We start from the raw sequence: 15212 nt of genomic DNA, 5'->3' as shown, positions 1-15212 counted from the left end.
GATCAGTGACGACGGCGATGCGGCGTCGATCCCTTCCATGGTCGCGGCTTACGCCGCTCCTACAGGGCTACGGCCAGGAACGCCGCAAGGTGGAGACGTCGCGGTCGCGACTCGCGTCGCTCCTACCCCAAAGCGATCGTGTCGGCGGAGCCCCGCTCCGGCACGCTCCGCGTCACCCAGGTCCGCAGCGCCACATAGAACACCGGGGTCAGGAACAGGCCGAACAAGGTCACCCCGAGCATGCCGGCGAATACGGTGATGCCGGTGGCGGTGCGCACTTCGCTGCCGGCGCCCTGGCCGATCAGCAGGGGCACGGTGCCGGCGATGAAGGCGATCGAGGTCATCACGATCGGGCGCAGGCGCAGGCGGCAGGCTTCCAGAGCCGATTCCACGATGCCCTTGCCCTGCAGTTCGAGTTCGCGGGCGAATTCGACGATCAGGATCGCGTTCTTGCACGCCAGGCCCATCAGCACCACCAGGCCGACCTGCACGAACACGTTGTTGTCGCCGCCGCTCGACCACACGCCCAGCAAGGCGGACAACAAGGTCATCGGCACGATCAGGATCACCGCGAGCGGCAAGGTCCAGCTTTCATACAACGCGGCCAGCACCAGGAACGCCAGCAGCACCGCCAGGGGGAATACGATCAGCGCGGCCTTGCCCTGGGTCGCCTGCTGATAGCTCAGGTCGGTCCATTCGATCGCCATGCCCTTGGGCAGGGCCTGCGCGGCGAGTTCGCGCAGGGTCTGCATGGCCTGGCTGGACGACAGCGCCCGCGGGTCGGATTCGCCGACCAGGTCGGCGGCGGGATAGCCGTTGTAGCGGATCACCGGGTCGGGGCCGTAGGTCTCGCCGAGGCTGACCATCGAACCCAGCGGAACCATGTCGCCGTCGCCGTTGCGCACGCGCAGGTTGGCGATGTCCTCGATGCTGTCGCGATGGGCGCCGTCGGCCTGGGCGATGACCTGGTAGGTGCGGCCGAAGCGGTTGAAGTCGTTGACGTAGGACGAGCCCAGGTAAGTCTGCAAGGTGGCGAACAGCTCGTCGAGCGGCACGCCCTGGGCCTTGGCCTTGGCGCGGTCGACGCGCGCGTCGAGTTGCGGCACGTTGGCCTGGTAGGTGCTGATCGGATAGCCCATGCCCGGGGTCTGCGCGACCGCGCCGCTCATGGCGTTGAGCGCGTTCTGCAGCTCGCCGTAACCGTGGCCGCTGCGGTCCTGGATGTACAGGGCATAGCCCGAACCCGCGCCGAGGCCGAGGATCGGCGGCGGCATGAACGAGAACGCCGCGCCGTCCTGCAAGGCGGCGAATTTCTCGTTGAGTTCGGCGTTGATCGCCTCGGCGCTGCGTTCGCGTCGGGCGAAGCCGTCGAGTTCGAAGAACAGAGTGCCCGTATTGGGCGTGTTGGTGAACTGCAGCGGATTCAGGCCGGGATAGCCTTCGGACGCCGATACGCCTTCGGTCGACATCGCGATCGCGCTCATCTTGCGGATCACCGCATCGGTGCGCGCGAGCGAGGCGCCCTCCGGCAGTTTCACCCCGCCGATCAGGTACAGCTTGTCCTGGATCGGGATGAAGCCGCCCGGCACGGCCTTGAACATCAGGCCGGTCGCGACCAGCAGCACCGCATACACCACGAACACCGCGCCGCGCTTGCCCAGCGTGCGCGAGACCGCGCCCTGGTACTTGCGCGAGCTCGAGGCGAAGAAGCGGTTGAACGGACGGAACAGCCAGCCGAACAGGCGGTCGATCAAACGGGTCGGCGCATCCTTCGGCGCGCTGTGCGGGCGCAGCAGGCGCGCGGCCAGCGCCGGCGACAGGGTCAGCGAGTTGATCGCCGAGATCACCGTCGAGATGGCGATGGTCACCGCGAACTGCTTGTAGAACTGGCCGGTCACGCCCGACAGGAACGCCATCGGCACGAACACCGCGCACAGCACCAGCGCGATCGCGACGATCGGGCCGGACACTTCCTTCATCGCCTGGTGCGCCGCCGCGAGCGGGGTCAGGCCTTCCTCGATGTTGCGTTCGACGTTCTCCACCACCACGATCGCGTCGTCGACCACGATGCCGATCGCCAGCACCAGCCCGAACAGGCTCAGGGTGTTGATCGAGAACCCGAGCAGGTACAGCGCGGCGAAGGTGCCGACCACCGACACCGGCACCGCCAGCAACGGAATGATCGAGGCGCGCCAGGTCTGCAGGAACAGGATCACCACCAGCACCACCAGCGCGATGGCTTCCAGCAGGGTCGTGACCACCGCCTTGATCGAGTCGCGCACGAACACGGTCGGGTCGTAGACGATGCGGTACTCCAGCCCGGGCGGAAAGGTCTGCGCGAGCTCGTCCATGCGCGCGCGCACCGCGTTCGACAGGCCGATCGAATTGGCGCCGGGCGCCTCGAACAAGCCGATCGCCACCGCATCGTGGTTGTCGAGCTGGGCGCGCAGGCTGTAGTCGCCGGCGTCGAGTTCGATCCGGGCCACATCCGACAAGCGCACCAGCTCGCCGTCGGCGCCGCGCTTGATGACGACCGCGCCGAACTCGGCCTCGCTCTGCAGCCGGCCTTGGGCGTTGATCGGGACCAGGAACTCGGCGCGGTTCGGCATCGGCTCGGCGCCGAGCTGCCCGGCCGAGACCTGCACGTTCTGTTCGCGGATCGCCGCCACCACGTCGCTCGCGCTCAGGCCGCGCGCGGCGATGCGATTGGGGTCGAGCCAGATCCGCATCGCGTAGTCGCCGCTGCCGAACATCTGGATCTGGCCCACACCGGGCAGGCGTGCGAGTTCGTCCTTAAGCTTCAAGGTCGCGTAGTTGCGCAGGTAGAGCGAGTCGTACTTGCTCTCGGGCGAGATCAGATGCACCAGCATGGTCAGGGTCGGCGACTGCTTCTGGGTGGTGATGCCCTGCCGCCGCACGTCTTCGGGCAGGCGCGCCAAGGCCTGGCTGACCCGGTTCTGCACCTGCACCTGGGCCTGGTCGGCGTCGGTGCCGGGCTTGAAGGTGACGGTGACCACCAGCACGCCGTCGGAGCCGGCCACCGACTTCATGTACATCATGCGTTCGACGCCGTTGATCGCTTCCTCCAGCGGCGTGGCCACGGTTTCGGCGATGACCTTGGCGTTGGCGCCGGGGTAGACCGCGCGCACCACCACGGTCGGCGGCACCACGTCGGGGTATTCGCTGACCGGCAACAGCGGGATCGCGATCAGGCCGGCGGCGAAGATCAGGATCGACAGCACCGCGGCGAAGATCGGCCGGTCGATGAAGAAACGCGAGAAATCCATGACGGAGTCCTGGGCGGCGCGAGGCCGCAGGCGGCCGCAACCGGCGTGGAGGACGCCGGCCGGGTGGGTTCGGAAGCGATGGGCGGCGCGGCGCGCGAGACGCGCCGGCCGGAATCAGGCGGCGGCGCGCAGCTCGGTCGTCGGCCGTTGCGCGACCTGTACGCCGAAGGCTTCGAGTTGGCGCAGCTGATAGGCCGGGTCGATCAGCAGGTCCGGCGTGTACAGGCCCGGCGCGACCGCATCGCCACCGGCCAGGCCGAGCAGGCGTTCGACGCCGAGCGCGATGCCGAGTGCGGTCATCGGCGCCTGCCCTTGCGGATGCACCAGTTCGTGGCGGGTACGCACGTGGGTGCCGTCGTGACGTTCGCCTTCCAGCTCGATCACGATCTCGGTCGAGAAGGCTTCGCCGCGGCGCCGGCTCGCGCTTTCGCCCAAGGCCATGTCGAGGCGGATCGAGTGCGCGTCGGTCGCCGCAGCCAGGCTGACCACGTCCATCGGCGAATACGCGGCGGCCTGCACCACGGTGCCGTCGACGCTGGCGAAAGTGGCGGCCGCTGCTTCGCCGCGCACCCAGCGCCAGCGCCCGCGTTCGAGGATCTGCGCTGCCGCGGCGGTGGTCAGGCGTTCGTAGTCGGCGGCCGCGGCCGGGCCGCCCATGTCCTGCTCGTCGAGCAGGGCCGAGATCACGATGCGGTCGAGGCGACGGAACTCGCGCGCGAAGTGCAGCGCCGGCAAGGTCGCGGTGCCGGCCAGCCAATGGCTCGCCAGCAGGATCGGCGAACGCCCGGGATGGCGCAGATGGCGCGCGACTTCCGGGGCGATCTCGAACGAACCGCTGGAGGTGCTGACGTAGGGCAGGCCGTGGCGCTGGGCGTACTTGAGCGAGTTGAGGCTGTCGTCCTTGACGAACACCACCACCGCGCCGAAGCGCGCCTCGTCGCCGAGGCCGAGGTCGGCGCGCTCCAGGTCCACCCGCACCGCCTCCGCTCGGCCGATCCCGGCGGCGACCTTGGCCGCCTTGGCCGGGTCGCGGCCGGCGATGGCGATCGGCAGCTCCGGCTGCAGGCGGCGCAGGGCCTGCGCGCCCTGGGCGCCGACCACGCCGGAACCACCGATGATGAGGACGGGTCTGTTGGCGATTGCGATCATGGTTCAAGCTCCTGGCTGAGCAGCGTGCGCGGCGTCCGATGGGTACCGGCGCAAGCTACGATTGGTAAGTTACCAATAGTAAGATACACTCCCGCCCAGGCTGTCAAGCGCTTTTTTCTTCGTCGCACCCGCAACCCGCCCGCCAGAGATCGCTCCATGACCGAGACCCCCGCCAAGCGCCTGCCCAAGGCCGAACGTCGCGAGCAGTTGCTCGAAACGGCAATGGGCATCGTCCGCGAGCAAGGCACCGATGCCTTGACCCTGGGTTACCTCGCCGAGCGCGCCGGGGTCAGCAAGCCGATCGCCTACGAGCACTTCGGCACCCGTTCGGGTCTGTTGATCGCGCTGTACAAGCAGATCGACGAGCGCCAGAACGCGGTGGTGCGGCGCGACTTCGAGCGTACCCCGCAGCGTCTGCACGATGTCGCGCGGCTGCTCGGCGAGAGCTATATGAGCTGCTTCCGCACCGCCGGGCCGGAGTGCCACGCGATCAACGCCGCGCTCGCCGGCGACGAGGAAATGGAGAAATTCCAGCAGGAATTGGTCGAAGGCTATGTGCGCTTCTATCGCGACCTGCTCGCACCGTTCGCCCCGTCGTTGCCGGCCGATGAGTTGCTGCGCCGCTGCGTCGCCATCATCGGCGCCGGCGATGCGCTGTCGCGCGAGATGACGCGCGGGCGCATCGAGGAAGCCGATGCGGCGGCGACGCTGGCCCGGTTGATCGTCGGTGCGATGGCCGACGCCGGCGTTTGAGCGGCGCGACTCAGTCGCCTCCGCCTCCGCCTCCGCCTCCATCGCCACCTCCGCAGTCGCCACCGCCACCGGTGCCGCCGTCGTTGCCGCAAGGGCCGCCCCAGCCGGGGTCGCCGCAGTCTTGTCCGGCGGTGCCGCCGAAGAACACCGCCTGCGGAAATCCGAAATCGTTGCCCGCACCACGGCTGGACCCGTAACGCCCGGCTCCTGCGCGGCGCGTTCCGCTGGCAATGGCCTGGCCACTCGCATGTATCGCCAGGCACAGCGTCGCGCCGAGCACCGGCAGCAGCCAGATCAGTCTCAGTTGCCGGCGCCGCGTCTGCGTTCGCGGCTCCTCATTGCGCACCACTACGACCGTGGCCCAAAGGTTGAGTGCGACGACAATGGTCATGCCGATAGCTACGTTGCTCATCGTGTTTCCCTCCACGCGGCCCGAGTTGCGCGCATCCTGGTCGAGGCCGGCGGCAGGCGTGTAAAAAACCGGTAAATTTCCGCGGTTTTCGCACGTTCGGAGAGTGTGAATTCCATGCCTGGGACGGCGGCGTCGGCGCTGCCGCCCGTCCCTCGCGACCCCTACGGCGAATGCCGCCATGGTGCCGCGGTGCGACCCCGGGTTCGCCCTCGCGCCGGGCGCGCTGGCTTTCAGGCGCTTTCGGCGGCGCGCGCGAGCAGCAGGTCGCGCTCGCGCACGTTGCGGGTCATCGAAGCGGCGCGTTCGAACTCGGCGCGCGCTTCGTCGCGGCGGCCGAGCTTGAACAGCAGGTCGCCGCGCACCGTCGGCAGCAAGTGGTAATGCTTGAGCGAAGGCTCGTCGACCAGCGTGTCGACCAGCTCCAGGCCGGCGGCCGGGCCGAACGCCATCGACAAGGCCACGGCGCGGTTGAGTTCGATCACCGGCGACGGCGTCAGCACCGCGAGTTGCTGGTACAGCGCGGCGATGCGCGGCCACGGCGTGTCCTGCGCGGTCGGCGCGCTGGCGTGGCAGGCGGCGATGCCGGCCTGCAGGGCGTACGGCCGCTGCGCACCGCCGAGGCGGATCGCGCGCTCCAGCGCGCTCAGCCCGCGCTGGATCTGGATCCGGTCCCAGCGCGCGCGGTCCTGGTCGAGCAACAGGATCGGGGTGCCGTCGGCCGCGGTGCGCGCACCCGCGCGCGAGGCCTGGATTTCCATCAGCGCGACCAGGCCGTGCACTTCCGATTCGTTCGGCATCAGCCCGGCCAGGATACGGCCCAGGCGCAGTGCGTCCTCGCACAGGCCCGGACGCATCCAGTCGTCGCCGGCGGTGGCCGAATAGCCTTCGTTGAAGATCAGGTAGATGACCTCGAGCACCGAGGCCAAGCGCTGCGCCAGCTCCTCGCCGCGCGGCACCTCGAACGGCACCTGCGCCTCGGCCAGGGTGCGCTTGGCGCGGACGATGCGCTGGGCGATGGTCGGCTCGGCGGCGAGGAAGGCGCGCGCGATCTCGTCGGTGGTGAGGCCGCCGAGCAGACGCAGGGTCAGGGCCAGCCGCGCCTCGGTCGACAGCACCGGGTGGCAGGAAATGAAGACCAGCCGCAGCAGGTCGTCGCCGATGTCGTCGTCGAGCTTGTCGAAGAAGGCGTCCTCGACCTCGTCCTGGCTGGCCTCTATCTCGCGCCCGATCTCCTCGTGCTTGCGGTCGAGCAGCTTCTTGCGGCGCAGCCGGTCGATCGCGCGGTTCTTCGCGGTCTGCATGAGCCAGGCGCCGGGATTGTCCGGCACCCCGGTCTCGGGCCAGCGCTCGAGCGCGATCACCAGCGCGTCCTGGGCGAGTTCTTCGGCCAGACCGACATCGCGCACCATGCGCGTCAGTCCGGCGATGAGTTTGGCCGATTCGATGCGCCAGACGGCGTCGATGGCACGGTGGGTATCGATGGCCGTCACGGCCAAGGATCAGACCATCTCGGACACGCCGATGCAAGGCCCGGGGCCGGGCCGCGCGACCGCGTCCCGGCTTGGATTGGAGCGGCGCGAGCGGCGACCGCGATCCGTCGGCGCCCGGCGAAAGCGATCGAGCCGGACAGACGTCTCGGCCGCTAATGATCTGCACCGCGGCCAACGCCGGCACATGACGTGGTCGCGGCTTGCGCCGCGCCTGCCCTTCGAGCGGTCAGGCGGCCTTTTCGCAATTGATCATCCACGGCACGCCGAAGCGGTCGCTGACGATGGCGTAGGACAGCGCCCAGAAGGTTTCCTGCAGGGGCATGTCGATCCTGCCGCCGTCGGCGAAGGCTTCGTAGATGCGCTTGGCCTCGGCCGGATCGTTCAAGGACACCACGACGTGCGCGCCGGTCACGGCCCGGTAGGGATACAGATCGGTGGCGTCGGTGCCCATCAGGGCGAAGCCGTCGAGCTCGAAGCGGGCGTGCATGATCTTGTCGCGCTCGTGCTCGCCCAGGCCTTCGCAACCGGGGTGGTCGCCGAAGATCATCATGTCGGTGATCTTGCCGCCGAGGGTGCGTTGGTAGAACTCGAATGCCTGGCGGCAGTCGCCGTTGAAAGACAGGTAAGTGGTCAGTTGCATGGCGGGGTCGTCCTCGCTGGGGTGGGGGCGCTTGAACCGGGTGAGACGGGCGCTGTGGCTGGGCATGGCCGTCGCGATGCGGGCGGCCACGACGGCCGGTGTCGTAATCACGACGAACCCGCGCGCCCGGAATCGACGTGCGAGCCGCGTTTGGTGCGGCCGTCAGTTCGACCAGGTCGCGACCCGGTCGCGCATGCGCTCTTCGGCGGCGCGCAGTTCCGGGCTCAAGGCGTCGCCGAAGTCGGCCAGGTCGTAGACCTGTCGGATTTCGATCTGCGCCGGCAGGCCCGGCGGATGCGGCACGCGCTTGACCCATTCGACCGCTTCGGCGAGCGAGCGCGCCTGGATCAGCCAGAACCCGGCGACCAGTTCCTCGGTCGCGGCGAACGGGCCTTCGACGATCCGGCGCGAGGCGCCGTCGAACTGCACCCGCACGCCCTTGGCGCTCGGATGCAGCCCTTCGGCGGCGAGCAGCACGCCGGCCCGGACCAGTTCCTCGTTGTAGGCGCCCATCGCGCTCAGCAAGGCCGGATCGGGCAGCACCCCGGCCTCGCTGTCGCGGTCGGCCTTGATTATCAGCATGAATTTCATCGTCGGTTCCTCGCGGACGAGCGGCCCGGTGGCGGCTCTCATGAGGACGACGAACGGGGCGCGGCCAAATCGACATCCGCGCCGGAGGGGCGCGGCCGGCCTCTTCCGGTCAGCGAATCGGCTCTCGCCCGTCTCGGCCGGGCCCTGCGGGCGGCGGCGCGGCGGCGGCGGCGCGGTCCACGGACGGACGCACGGTGCTGCGGATGGCGCTCGCCAGCGGGCTGGGCAGACCGCAGCACGGCCTCGCCGGCCGCGACGCGGACTCGGCGCCGTCGCGTTTGCGTTCGGACGCGCCGGCATCAGCCATGGCGCCGGCTCCGCTCGCGGCCCGCGCGGCCCAAGCCGCGGCGGCGGTCAGTCGGGATCGGGCTCATCGCGCTTGCTCCCGGTTCGGAGCGGGTCGCCGCCGCCGGCCTGGGTCGCCTGCAGCTGCACGAGGTAGTCGTCCAGGCGGTCGAGGCGTTGTTCCCAGATCTGCCGGTAGCGGTCGAGCCAGCCGGAGACTTCCCGCAGCCGCTCGGTCTCGAGCCGGCACGGCCGCCACTGCGCCTCGCGGCCGCGCGCGATCAGGCCCGCGCGTTCGAGCACCTTGATGTGCTTGGAGATCGCCGGAAGGCTCATGGCGAAGGGCTCGGCCAGTTCGGTCACCCCGGCCTCGCCTTGGGCGAGCCGGGCCAGGATCGCGCGCCGGGTCGGGTCGGCCAGGGCGGCGAAGGTCGCATTGAGCGAGTCGACGGACATTCTATGAACCGATAGGTTAAATAACTGATCCGTTGATAAAGCCGGCGGGCCCAGGCTGTCAAGCGGCGTGGCCATGCGTCGGCGAAGTGCGTTTCGCTGAACTGGGGAGCTCGGCTTTCGTTCGGCGATCCCATGGCCTGCCGACCATAGCGGTCAACATTATCGACTTACGTCACATAATAGACGTGACGTAATCCGCAGTAATATCGTGCTCGTCAGGGAAGGTCGGCCCGGCTGCAATCCCGTCAGTGGTCTGCCCTTGCGGGATCCCGATGAAGCATTCGTACTCCAACGCGATGGTTGCCTGTGCGCGCACGACGGTCACTGCCGTTGTCATGGAGCGGCCACGGCCGGTCCCGGCCCGGAGGCCTGCCGCATGCGCATAGGCCTCGACTACCGCGCCGCCACTACCGCCCCGGCGACCCCGGCCGGGCGTCAGGTACTGGCTCTGGAACGCGCCTTGCGCGGGCGCAGCGGCATCGACACGGTGCTGTTCACCGCCGCGCCGGCCGAGCATCCGCATCGCGCCATCGCGGTCAGCGACGACGCGCCGCTGACGCTCGACCACGACCCCGGCCTGCGCGATCGCTGGCACTACGACGCCGGTTTCCTGCCGGCGGCATTGCGCCGGGAAAAGATCGACCTCTACATCGCCACCGCCGACGGCGGCCTGCCGCTGTGGCGCAAGCCGGCCGGGGTGCGCCAGGTGGTGTTGCTGCACGACCTGTTCCGGCTGACCCTGCGCCGCCCGCGCACCTCACCGTGGCGCGCGCTGGCCGAGCGGCTGATCGAGCGGATCCGGATCGGCCATGCGATCGCCAACGCCGACGCGATCTGGACGCCGTCGCGCTACACCACCGCCGAATGCGGGCGCCTGTACCCGGCCCACGCGCACAAGCTCTACGTGCTGCCCGATGCGGTCGCGCCGTTGCCGCCGCCGGCCGACCGCAGCAAGCTGCCGCTCGCCCTGCCGCCGCGCTATTGGCTGTTGGTCGGCACCCGCGAGCCGCGCAAGAACGCCGACCTGTTCCTGCGCGCCTGGCTCGACGCGCGCCGCCAGCATTACGACACGCCGGACTTGGCCGTGGTCGGCTCGCCCGCCGACGTCGGCCCGGAACTGCGCCGGGTCAACGGCGTGCACCGGTTCGACGACCTCGACGACGAAGGCCTGGCCCGCCTGTACGTGGACGCCGAACGCCTGTGGCAACCCTCGTACGCGGAAGGCTTCGGCCTGCCGGTACTGGAAGCGCTCGCCGCCGGCACGCCGGTCGCGGTCGCCGAAGGCAGCGCACTGGAGGAAGTCGCGCCCGGCGACATGCCGCGCTTCGATCCGCACGACCGGCCGATGCTGACTCGGTTGATGATCCAGCTCGGCCGCGAGGCGGTCGACGGCAGCGCCGAACAGCGCCGCGCCTTTGCCCAGCGCTTCGCGCCGAACGCCTACGCCGCGCGCGTGGCGGCCCTGCTCGACGAGTTGATGAGATAGCCGCAAACACCGATGCGGCCGCGAAGGCGAGACGCGCCGGCCTTATTCGCCGGCTTTATTCCCCGACCTTACTCGTACGGCGCGTGCTGCAAGCCCTGCGAGGCCAGCATCCGGTTGATGTTGGAGACCACGTGGCCGCGCTCGGGGCGCGGCGTCACCGTCAACAGCCGTTCGACCAGACTGTCGACGCGCGGCCAGAACACGGCATCGTCGCGCCACTGACGCCGCCACATCGGCAAGGCGGCACGCAGCTGGCACAGATCGCCGTCGAGTTCGGCACGGGTTCGATGCATCGTTCACACCCCTCTGGCAACGGCGGGCAAGGCCCGCTTCGAGCACATCGGCACGGACGGACCGGGCCACTGGACTGTAGGCGCCCACGCCGGGGGACGCATGGACGGACCGGGCCGGATTCGCCGCCAGCGATCTGCATCGCGGCCGACGATTCCGGAACTCTCCTTATTCCGAACGCGTTCCGGAGCGCTTTCCCCACCTTAGGCCATAGCCGGGATGCTCGAAACATGACGAAAGTCACACCTCATGCATCGCCCGCCGATGAACAGGACTGGGGAGGCCATCACCGGGAGCGGGGACGGCCGGACCGCCTCGGCTTCAAACCTGCGCGGCCGGCACCGCCGCAGTGGGCGCGGGCGCGCCGCGGTCGTCGCGCCGCTGCACGATGCGATCGCGCAGACGCAGGAACGGCCGCTCCACCGCGTAATACAGCAGCGCGCCGCCGAGCAGCGCCGCCGCGGCATAGACGACGAGTGCGAGCAGGCCGTGGCCGTCGAGCCGGTCGCCGTAGTGGCGTGAGACCAGGCCGAACATCTGCTTGTGGGTCAGGTAGAGACTGAACGACGCCGCGGCGAGCCAGGCCGCGCCCGGCACCCGCACCCGGCCGGTCCAGCGCTGCTCCGAAGCCGCGGCCGCGACCAGCAACGCGAGCCCGAACGAAACCACCGGGAAACCGAACACCGAGGCCTGGAAGCCCAGGCGATCCTGCGACAGCCAAATCGCTGCGGCGACGCCGGCCAGCCCGAGCGCGAGCAACACGCCACAGCGCCGCATCATCGCCGCCCACCACGACGGGCGGTAAGCGCGGATCGCCGCGAGCAGGACTCCGGCAAGCAAGCCGTCCAGGCGCATCCAGGTCGGGTAATAGATGCGCTCGACCCAGGCCGTGCTGCCGTCGTCGAGGCTGGAATGCCAGACCCAGGCGCGCAAGACCATGCCGCCGGCGACCAATGCCACGGCGATCGCGACGGTTTTCCACAACGCCGGACGCCGCGTCAGCCACCACGCCATCAATGGAAACAGCAGATAGAAATGCTCTTCCACGCACAGCGACCAGGCATGCGAGAAAGCCTTGTTGTGTTGATAGTCGATCAGCAGGTTCACGCTGAAAGTCAGGAACTGCCAGACCGGCTGCATGCCGGGGCGCTCGCGGAACTCGGGCACCAGCAGGTACAACGCGATCACCGCCCAGAACGCAGGCAGCACGCGCATCGCGCGGCGCAGATAGAAATCGCCCCAGCGCAACGGTTCGCCGCGGCTCAGCGGCTTGAGCACCTGCCAGCCGATCAGATAACCGCTAAGAGCGAAGAACAAGTCCACCCCCATCCAACCGAACCGGGACATCGGCGGATACGGCGAGCCGAGTGCGGCGGCATGGAAGAACATCACCCATACGATCGCGATCGCGCGCAGCAGATCGAGGCCGGGCAGTCGGCTCATTGAAGGTCCTGGAGGTGGATGTAGGACAGAGGGATGGCGCCGCGATCGCATCGCGGCATTGCGCCGCGAGGTGGAAACCGCGCGAACAGTCTCGCCGAGAGCTGCGTCCGCAACAAGAGGATCCGCAAGCGAAAGACGCCTGCGTTGCCACGCTCGCGCGGCGATCGCGGGCCGGCAGGCGACACCGGCGATGAGGCGGGCGCGCCGACGGCGCCGGCACGATGTTTGCGCGTTCGAACGACGACGCGGTGCCGAGGCATGGCAGGTCGACGGTGAGCGAGGTTGGGCCGCACATCTGCGCGTCGAGGACGGCGCCTGCGACACCGGCGCGTCCGGGCGAATGCGGCATCTCGCTGGTCTCGCTACGGCTCCGCCAGGAAGCCGTCCTGCGGTGCCGGTGCGTACCGCCTGACCTAGGGTCGGCCCGAGGATGCCCACGACGGCGCGGCGGATTAATTTCCAGGGGCGCGCTATCGATCCGGTGCGAGGTTTCTGCTGGGAGAACGCCCATGTCGGGTTTTCCGAATTTACCCGGACTTCTGGGTGGCGGCCGCCCGTCCTTTCCCGGCCTGGGCGGTCCCGGCCACGACCCGCTCGGCCTGGGCCTGCCCGGCCTGGGCGGCGACGATCACCACAGCCCCGGCTCGCCGCCGGGGTTGAACGGCGACGGCCCGCCGGGCCTGGAAAAGCCGCACGGCGGCCACGGCAACACCGGCGGCAATGGGGTCGACAACAGTCACGGCGGCGATACCAATCCGGTCACGCCGCCGTCCGGCACCGCGCCGGGCTCGGCCGAGCACGACCGCCCGCACAACACCCCGAACGTGGTGAGTTCCGGTTCGGCGATGGACGACCAGATCGCTGCCTATCCGAGCCGCCTGCTGCCCGGCCAGTCGATGCAGTCGAGCGGCAACACCCAGACCGCGTTTAACCAGATCACCCAGTACCCGCCGCCGACCCTGTCCGAGCGCGCGCTCGGCAACGCCACCGGGCTGAGCGGCATGAACCGGCCGGTGTCGGCCGATGCGGTGCCGGGCAGCGCGATGACCATGCAGCCGTCCGGCGTGCAGACTGCGATGCTCGGCAACCCGGGCGTGGCCGCCGCGGCCAACGCCGGCCTGCCGGCGCAGGTCGCCTATGCGGCGGCGCCTGCGCTCGCGGTGCCGGTGGCGACGCCGAACGCGGTGCTGGCCGCGCCGATGGCGAGCGCGCTGTACAGCGAGTCCTTGCCCGCGCAGCAGAACCTGCTCAACCAGTTGTCGATGATGCAGCGCCTGAGCACGCCGCCGGCCGTGGTGCCGGCCAATGTCGCCGCCCCGGCCAGCGAAGCGCTGGTCGCGCCGACCGTGGTGCCGTTGATGGTCAACGCCGCGCCGAACGACCCGCGCAACCTGCCGCTGGCCAACGACCGCCTCAACCTGATGCGCGGCGACAGCCCGCTCAACACGGCCGTGTATGCCGACAGTCCCTACCGCCGCCCGCTGCGGCGTGGCGCCAAGGTCGACCAGGCTTCGCTGACGTACTGGTTGTGGGCGCTCGGCCGCGGCGGCACTCATCGCACCAGCCATGAGGCCGAACCCAGCCGCGAAGTGCTGCGTGCGCTGCAGTGGCTGTTCTGGGTGCTGACCGTGGTCGCCTACGCTTGCCTGGCGATGGCGGTGATCATCCTGTTGCCCGGCAGCGAATTCGTCAGCGAACGCGCCACCCCGGGCGTCAGCGGCCTGGCGTTGTTCTTGGGGGTTACGGTCGCGGCCGGCGCGTGGTGGCTGGGGCGGCGGTTGAATCGTCGCGGCTGAGGCGGCTGAGGCGCTTCCGCTACGGAGCTTCGCATCGCTGTTGCGAACCCGTCCCTGCAGGAGCGACGTACGCCATTCGCCGATGTGAGGCGCTCTCGCAGGGTAGCAGCGGCGCAAGTCGCGACCGCCACGCTTCGATCTCGCTTCGCCGCCGAGGCTCTTTGTAGGAGCGACGTGAGTCGCGACCGAGGGACGCGCAGAGGTAACGGGGCCGTCGTCGTTCGTGGAAGCGGCGTGCTTTCGCGAGGGTAGGAGCGGCGCGAGCCGCGACCACGCTGCGGCGGTCTGCGCGCCGCCCTCCGGGGCTTCTTTGGCCTTCGCTAGTGCGCGGCGTCGCCCAGCCACAGCAACGGCCAAAGCCATGGCCAGCGCCGCGATATCGAAAGGAACTTAGCGGCTTGGAACGTGCGGTCGCGGCTCGCACGCTCCTACCCTGCGAAAGTGCATCATCGCTTCGATGGATAACGTCGGTCCTGCGGCCTTGGCGCGTTCCGCGGTCGCGGCTTACGCCGCTCCTACGGGGATGGGTCGCCGCATAGCGGTGGACGTGCCAGCGCAGGCGCTCCGATCGCGTCGCATTCGTCCTTACGAACGAACTGCTCGTACGCACGAAACGACCGTACGAACGAATCGGCCGCACAAACGAAAACGCCAGGCCCGTGGGCCTGGCGTTCGTACGACCGGGGTCGTGTACGGCTTAGTTGCGCTTGGCCATCGCGCCCTGCGCTTCGCCCATGGTCTTCAACGCGGTGCTGACGGCGTTGATGAACATCGAATACATCTGGCTCTGCACGGTCAGCTCGGTGGAGTCGGCGGCGGTCGGCTTTTCGCCGATCGCTTCGGCCTTGTTCATCAGGGCTTCGCCGGCCTTTTCGATGAGCTTGCCCATCGCGGTGGCGAACGCCACCAGCCAGCCGCCACCCGCGCCGGAACGGCCGCCGCGCTTGGAGTTACCCGACTCGTCGACGCCTGCGCTGTCGACCATGTTCTGCTGCGACAACTGGGCGTACTGAGTGTTGATATCCGACATGACGCTCTCCCTGGTTTTTGGGTAGATCAGCCGCCCCGGTCAGATCGCCTGCGGTAGCGGGATTGGTAAGCCTGTAGGTGAATTATCGGGATCGCCGCAAGGC

Annotated in this window: 13 protein-coding genes; 3 read left to right on the top strand and 10 right to left on the bottom strand. The window is 69.3% G+C overall.

All coding sequences use genetic code 11. The annotated features are described in order from the left end of the window. Window positions 1-122: 122 nt before the first annotated feature. Window positions 123-3287, bottom strand: coding sequence for an efflux RND transporter permease subunit (locus tag AC6CH2_RS20315; protein ID WP_498270791.1), 3165 nt, complete (start codon window positions 3285-3287; stop codon window positions 123-125). Window positions 3288-3401: 114 nt separating this feature from the next. Beyond that, entirely contained in the window at window positions 3402-4436 is a 1035-nt protein-coding gene (locus tag AC6CH2_RS20310; RefSeq protein WP_498270790.1) for a Rossmann-fold NAD(P)-binding domain-containing protein, read from the bottom strand. Window positions 4437-4592: 156 nt separating this feature from the next. Between AC6CH2_RS20310 and AC6CH2_RS20305 the strand changes: the two genes are divergently transcribed. Continuing rightward, the gene (locus AC6CH2_RS20305) at window positions 4593-5189 is read left to right on the top strand and encodes a TetR/AcrR family transcriptional regulator (protein WP_498270789.1); all 597 of its coding nucleotides are present in this window, start codon (window positions 4593-4595) and stop codon (window positions 5187-5189) included. Window positions 5190-5199: 10 nt separating this feature from the next. Here the strand turns inward: AC6CH2_RS20305 and AC6CH2_RS20300 are convergent, their stop codons facing one another. The 5 genes from AC6CH2_RS20300 to AC6CH2_RS20280 all read right to left on the bottom strand — a co-directional run bounded on the left by AC6CH2_RS20300 (window position 5200) and on the right by AC6CH2_RS20280 (window position 9063). After that, the gene (locus tag AC6CH2_RS20300; RefSeq protein WP_498270788.1) at window positions 5200-5601 is read right to left on the bottom strand and encodes a hypothetical protein; all 402 of its coding nucleotides are present in this window, start codon (window positions 5599-5601) and stop codon (window positions 5200-5202) included. Window positions 5602-5831: 230 nt separating this feature from the next. Continuing rightward, on the bottom strand, window positions 5832-7091 hold the full coding sequence (locus AC6CH2_RS20295; protein ID WP_498270787.1) for an RNA polymerase sigma factor: 1260 nt from the start codon (window positions 7089-7091) through the stop codon (window positions 5832-5834). A 226-nt stretch (window positions 7092-7317) separates the two neighbouring features. Continuing rightward, complete coding sequence (locus AC6CH2_RS20290; RefSeq protein ID WP_498270786.1) at window positions 7318-7731, bottom strand: VOC family protein; 414 nt, start codon at window positions 7729-7731, stop codon at window positions 7318-7320. A 162-nt stretch (window positions 7732-7893) separates the two neighbouring features. Then, window positions 7894-8322 (bottom strand): YciI family protein, encoded by a 429-nt coding sequence (locus tag AC6CH2_RS20285; RefSeq protein WP_498270785.1) that lies wholly within the window; start codon window positions 8320-8322, stop codon window positions 7894-7896. A 354-nt stretch (window positions 8323-8676) separates the two neighbouring features. Then, a complete protein-coding gene (locus AC6CH2_RS20280; RefSeq protein WP_498270784.1) occupies window positions 8677-9063 on the bottom strand; it encodes an ArsR/SmtB family transcription factor in 387 nt (128 codons plus the stop codon). A 376-nt stretch (window positions 9064-9439) separates the two neighbouring features. On the opposite strand from AC6CH2_RS20280, the gene AC6CH2_RS20275 reads away from it, so the two are divergent. After that, window positions 9440-10549, top strand: a complete 1110-nt coding sequence (locus tag AC6CH2_RS20275; RefSeq protein WP_498270783.1) for a glycosyltransferase family 4 protein — start codon at window positions 9440-9442, stop codon at window positions 10547-10549. A 68-nt stretch (window positions 10550-10617) separates the two neighbouring features. Here the strand turns inward: AC6CH2_RS20275 and AC6CH2_RS20270 are convergent, their stop codons facing one another. Next, window positions 10618-10842 carry a hypothetical protein gene (locus tag AC6CH2_RS20270; RefSeq protein ID WP_031373937.1) on the bottom strand — a complete coding sequence of 75 codons (225 nt, stop codon included), beginning with the start codon at window positions 10840-10842 and terminating at the stop codon, window positions 10618-10620. 319 nt (window positions 10843-11161) lie between these two features. Continuing rightward, window positions 11162-12283 (bottom strand): acyltransferase family protein, encoded by a 1122-nt coding sequence (locus AC6CH2_RS20265; RefSeq protein WP_498270782.1) that lies wholly within the window; start codon window positions 12281-12283, stop codon window positions 11162-11164. Between the two features lie 509 nt (window positions 12284-12792). Here AC6CH2_RS20265 and AC6CH2_RS20260 point away from each other — a divergent pair. Continuing rightward, window positions 12793-14079 (top strand): hypothetical protein, encoded by a 1287-nt coding sequence (locus AC6CH2_RS20260; protein WP_498270781.1) that lies wholly within the window; start codon window positions 12793-12795, stop codon window positions 14077-14079. Between the two features lie 697 nt (window positions 14080-14776). Here the strand turns inward: AC6CH2_RS20260 and AC6CH2_RS20255 are convergent. Beyond that, window positions 14777-15109: a hypothetical protein gene (locus AC6CH2_RS20255; RefSeq protein ID WP_498270780.1), complete on the bottom strand. Its 333-nt coding sequence runs from the start codon at window positions 15107-15109 to the stop codon at window positions 14777-14779. Window positions 15110-15212 lie beyond the last annotated feature (103 nt).

Source organism: Lysobacter sp. GQ73, assembly GCF_059758755.1.
Note: the sequence above shows the minus strand (reverse complement) of the source record. Positions and strands in the feature narration are given on the sequence as shown.

Bases quoted from the DNA above. Each gene is read 5' to 3' on its own strand.
- AC6CH2_RS20315 (WP_498270791.1), bottom strand. From the start codon at position 3,287: ATGGATTTCTCGCGTTTCTTCATCGACCGGCCGATCTTCGCCGCGGTG.
- AC6CH2_RS20310 (WP_498270790.1), bottom strand. From the start codon at position 4,436: ATGATCGCAATCGCCAACAGACCCGTCCTCATCATCGGTGGTTCCGGC.
- AC6CH2_RS20305 (WP_498270789.1), top strand. From the start codon at position 4,593: ATGACCGAGACCCCCGCCAAGCGCCTGCCCAAGGCCGAACGTCGCGAG.
- AC6CH2_RS20300 (WP_498270788.1), bottom strand. From the start codon at position 5,601: ATGAGCAACGTAGCTATCGGCATGACCATTGTCGTCGCACTCAACCTT.
- AC6CH2_RS20290 (WP_498270786.1), bottom strand. From the start codon at position 7,731: ATGCAACTGACCACTTACCTGTCTTTCAACGGCGACTGCCGCCAGGCA.
- AC6CH2_RS20285 (WP_498270785.1), bottom strand. From the start codon at position 8,322: ATGAAATTCATGCTGATAATCAAGGCCGACCGCGACAGCGAGGCCGGG.
- AC6CH2_RS20280 (WP_498270784.1), bottom strand. From the start codon at position 9,063: ATGTCCGTCGACTCGCTCAATGCGACCTTCGCCGCCCTGGCCGACCCG.
- AC6CH2_RS20275 (WP_498270783.1), top strand. From the start codon at position 9,440: ATGCGCATAGGCCTCGACTACCGCGCCGCCACTACCGCCCCGGCGACC.
- AC6CH2_RS20270 (WP_031373937.1), bottom strand. From the start codon at position 10,842: ATGCATCGAACCCGTGCCGAACTCGACGGCGATCTGTGCCAGCTGCGT.
- AC6CH2_RS20265 (WP_498270782.1), bottom strand. From the start codon at position 12,283: ATGAGCCGACTGCCCGGCCTCGATCTGCTGCGCGCGATCGCGATCGTA.
- AC6CH2_RS20260 (WP_498270781.1), top strand. From the start codon at position 12,793: ATGTCGGGTTTTCCGAATTTACCCGGACTTCTGGGTGGCGGCCGCCCG.
- AC6CH2_RS20255 (WP_498270780.1), bottom strand. From the start codon at position 15,109: ATGTCGGATATCAACACTCAGTACGCCCAGTTGTCGCAGCAGAACATG.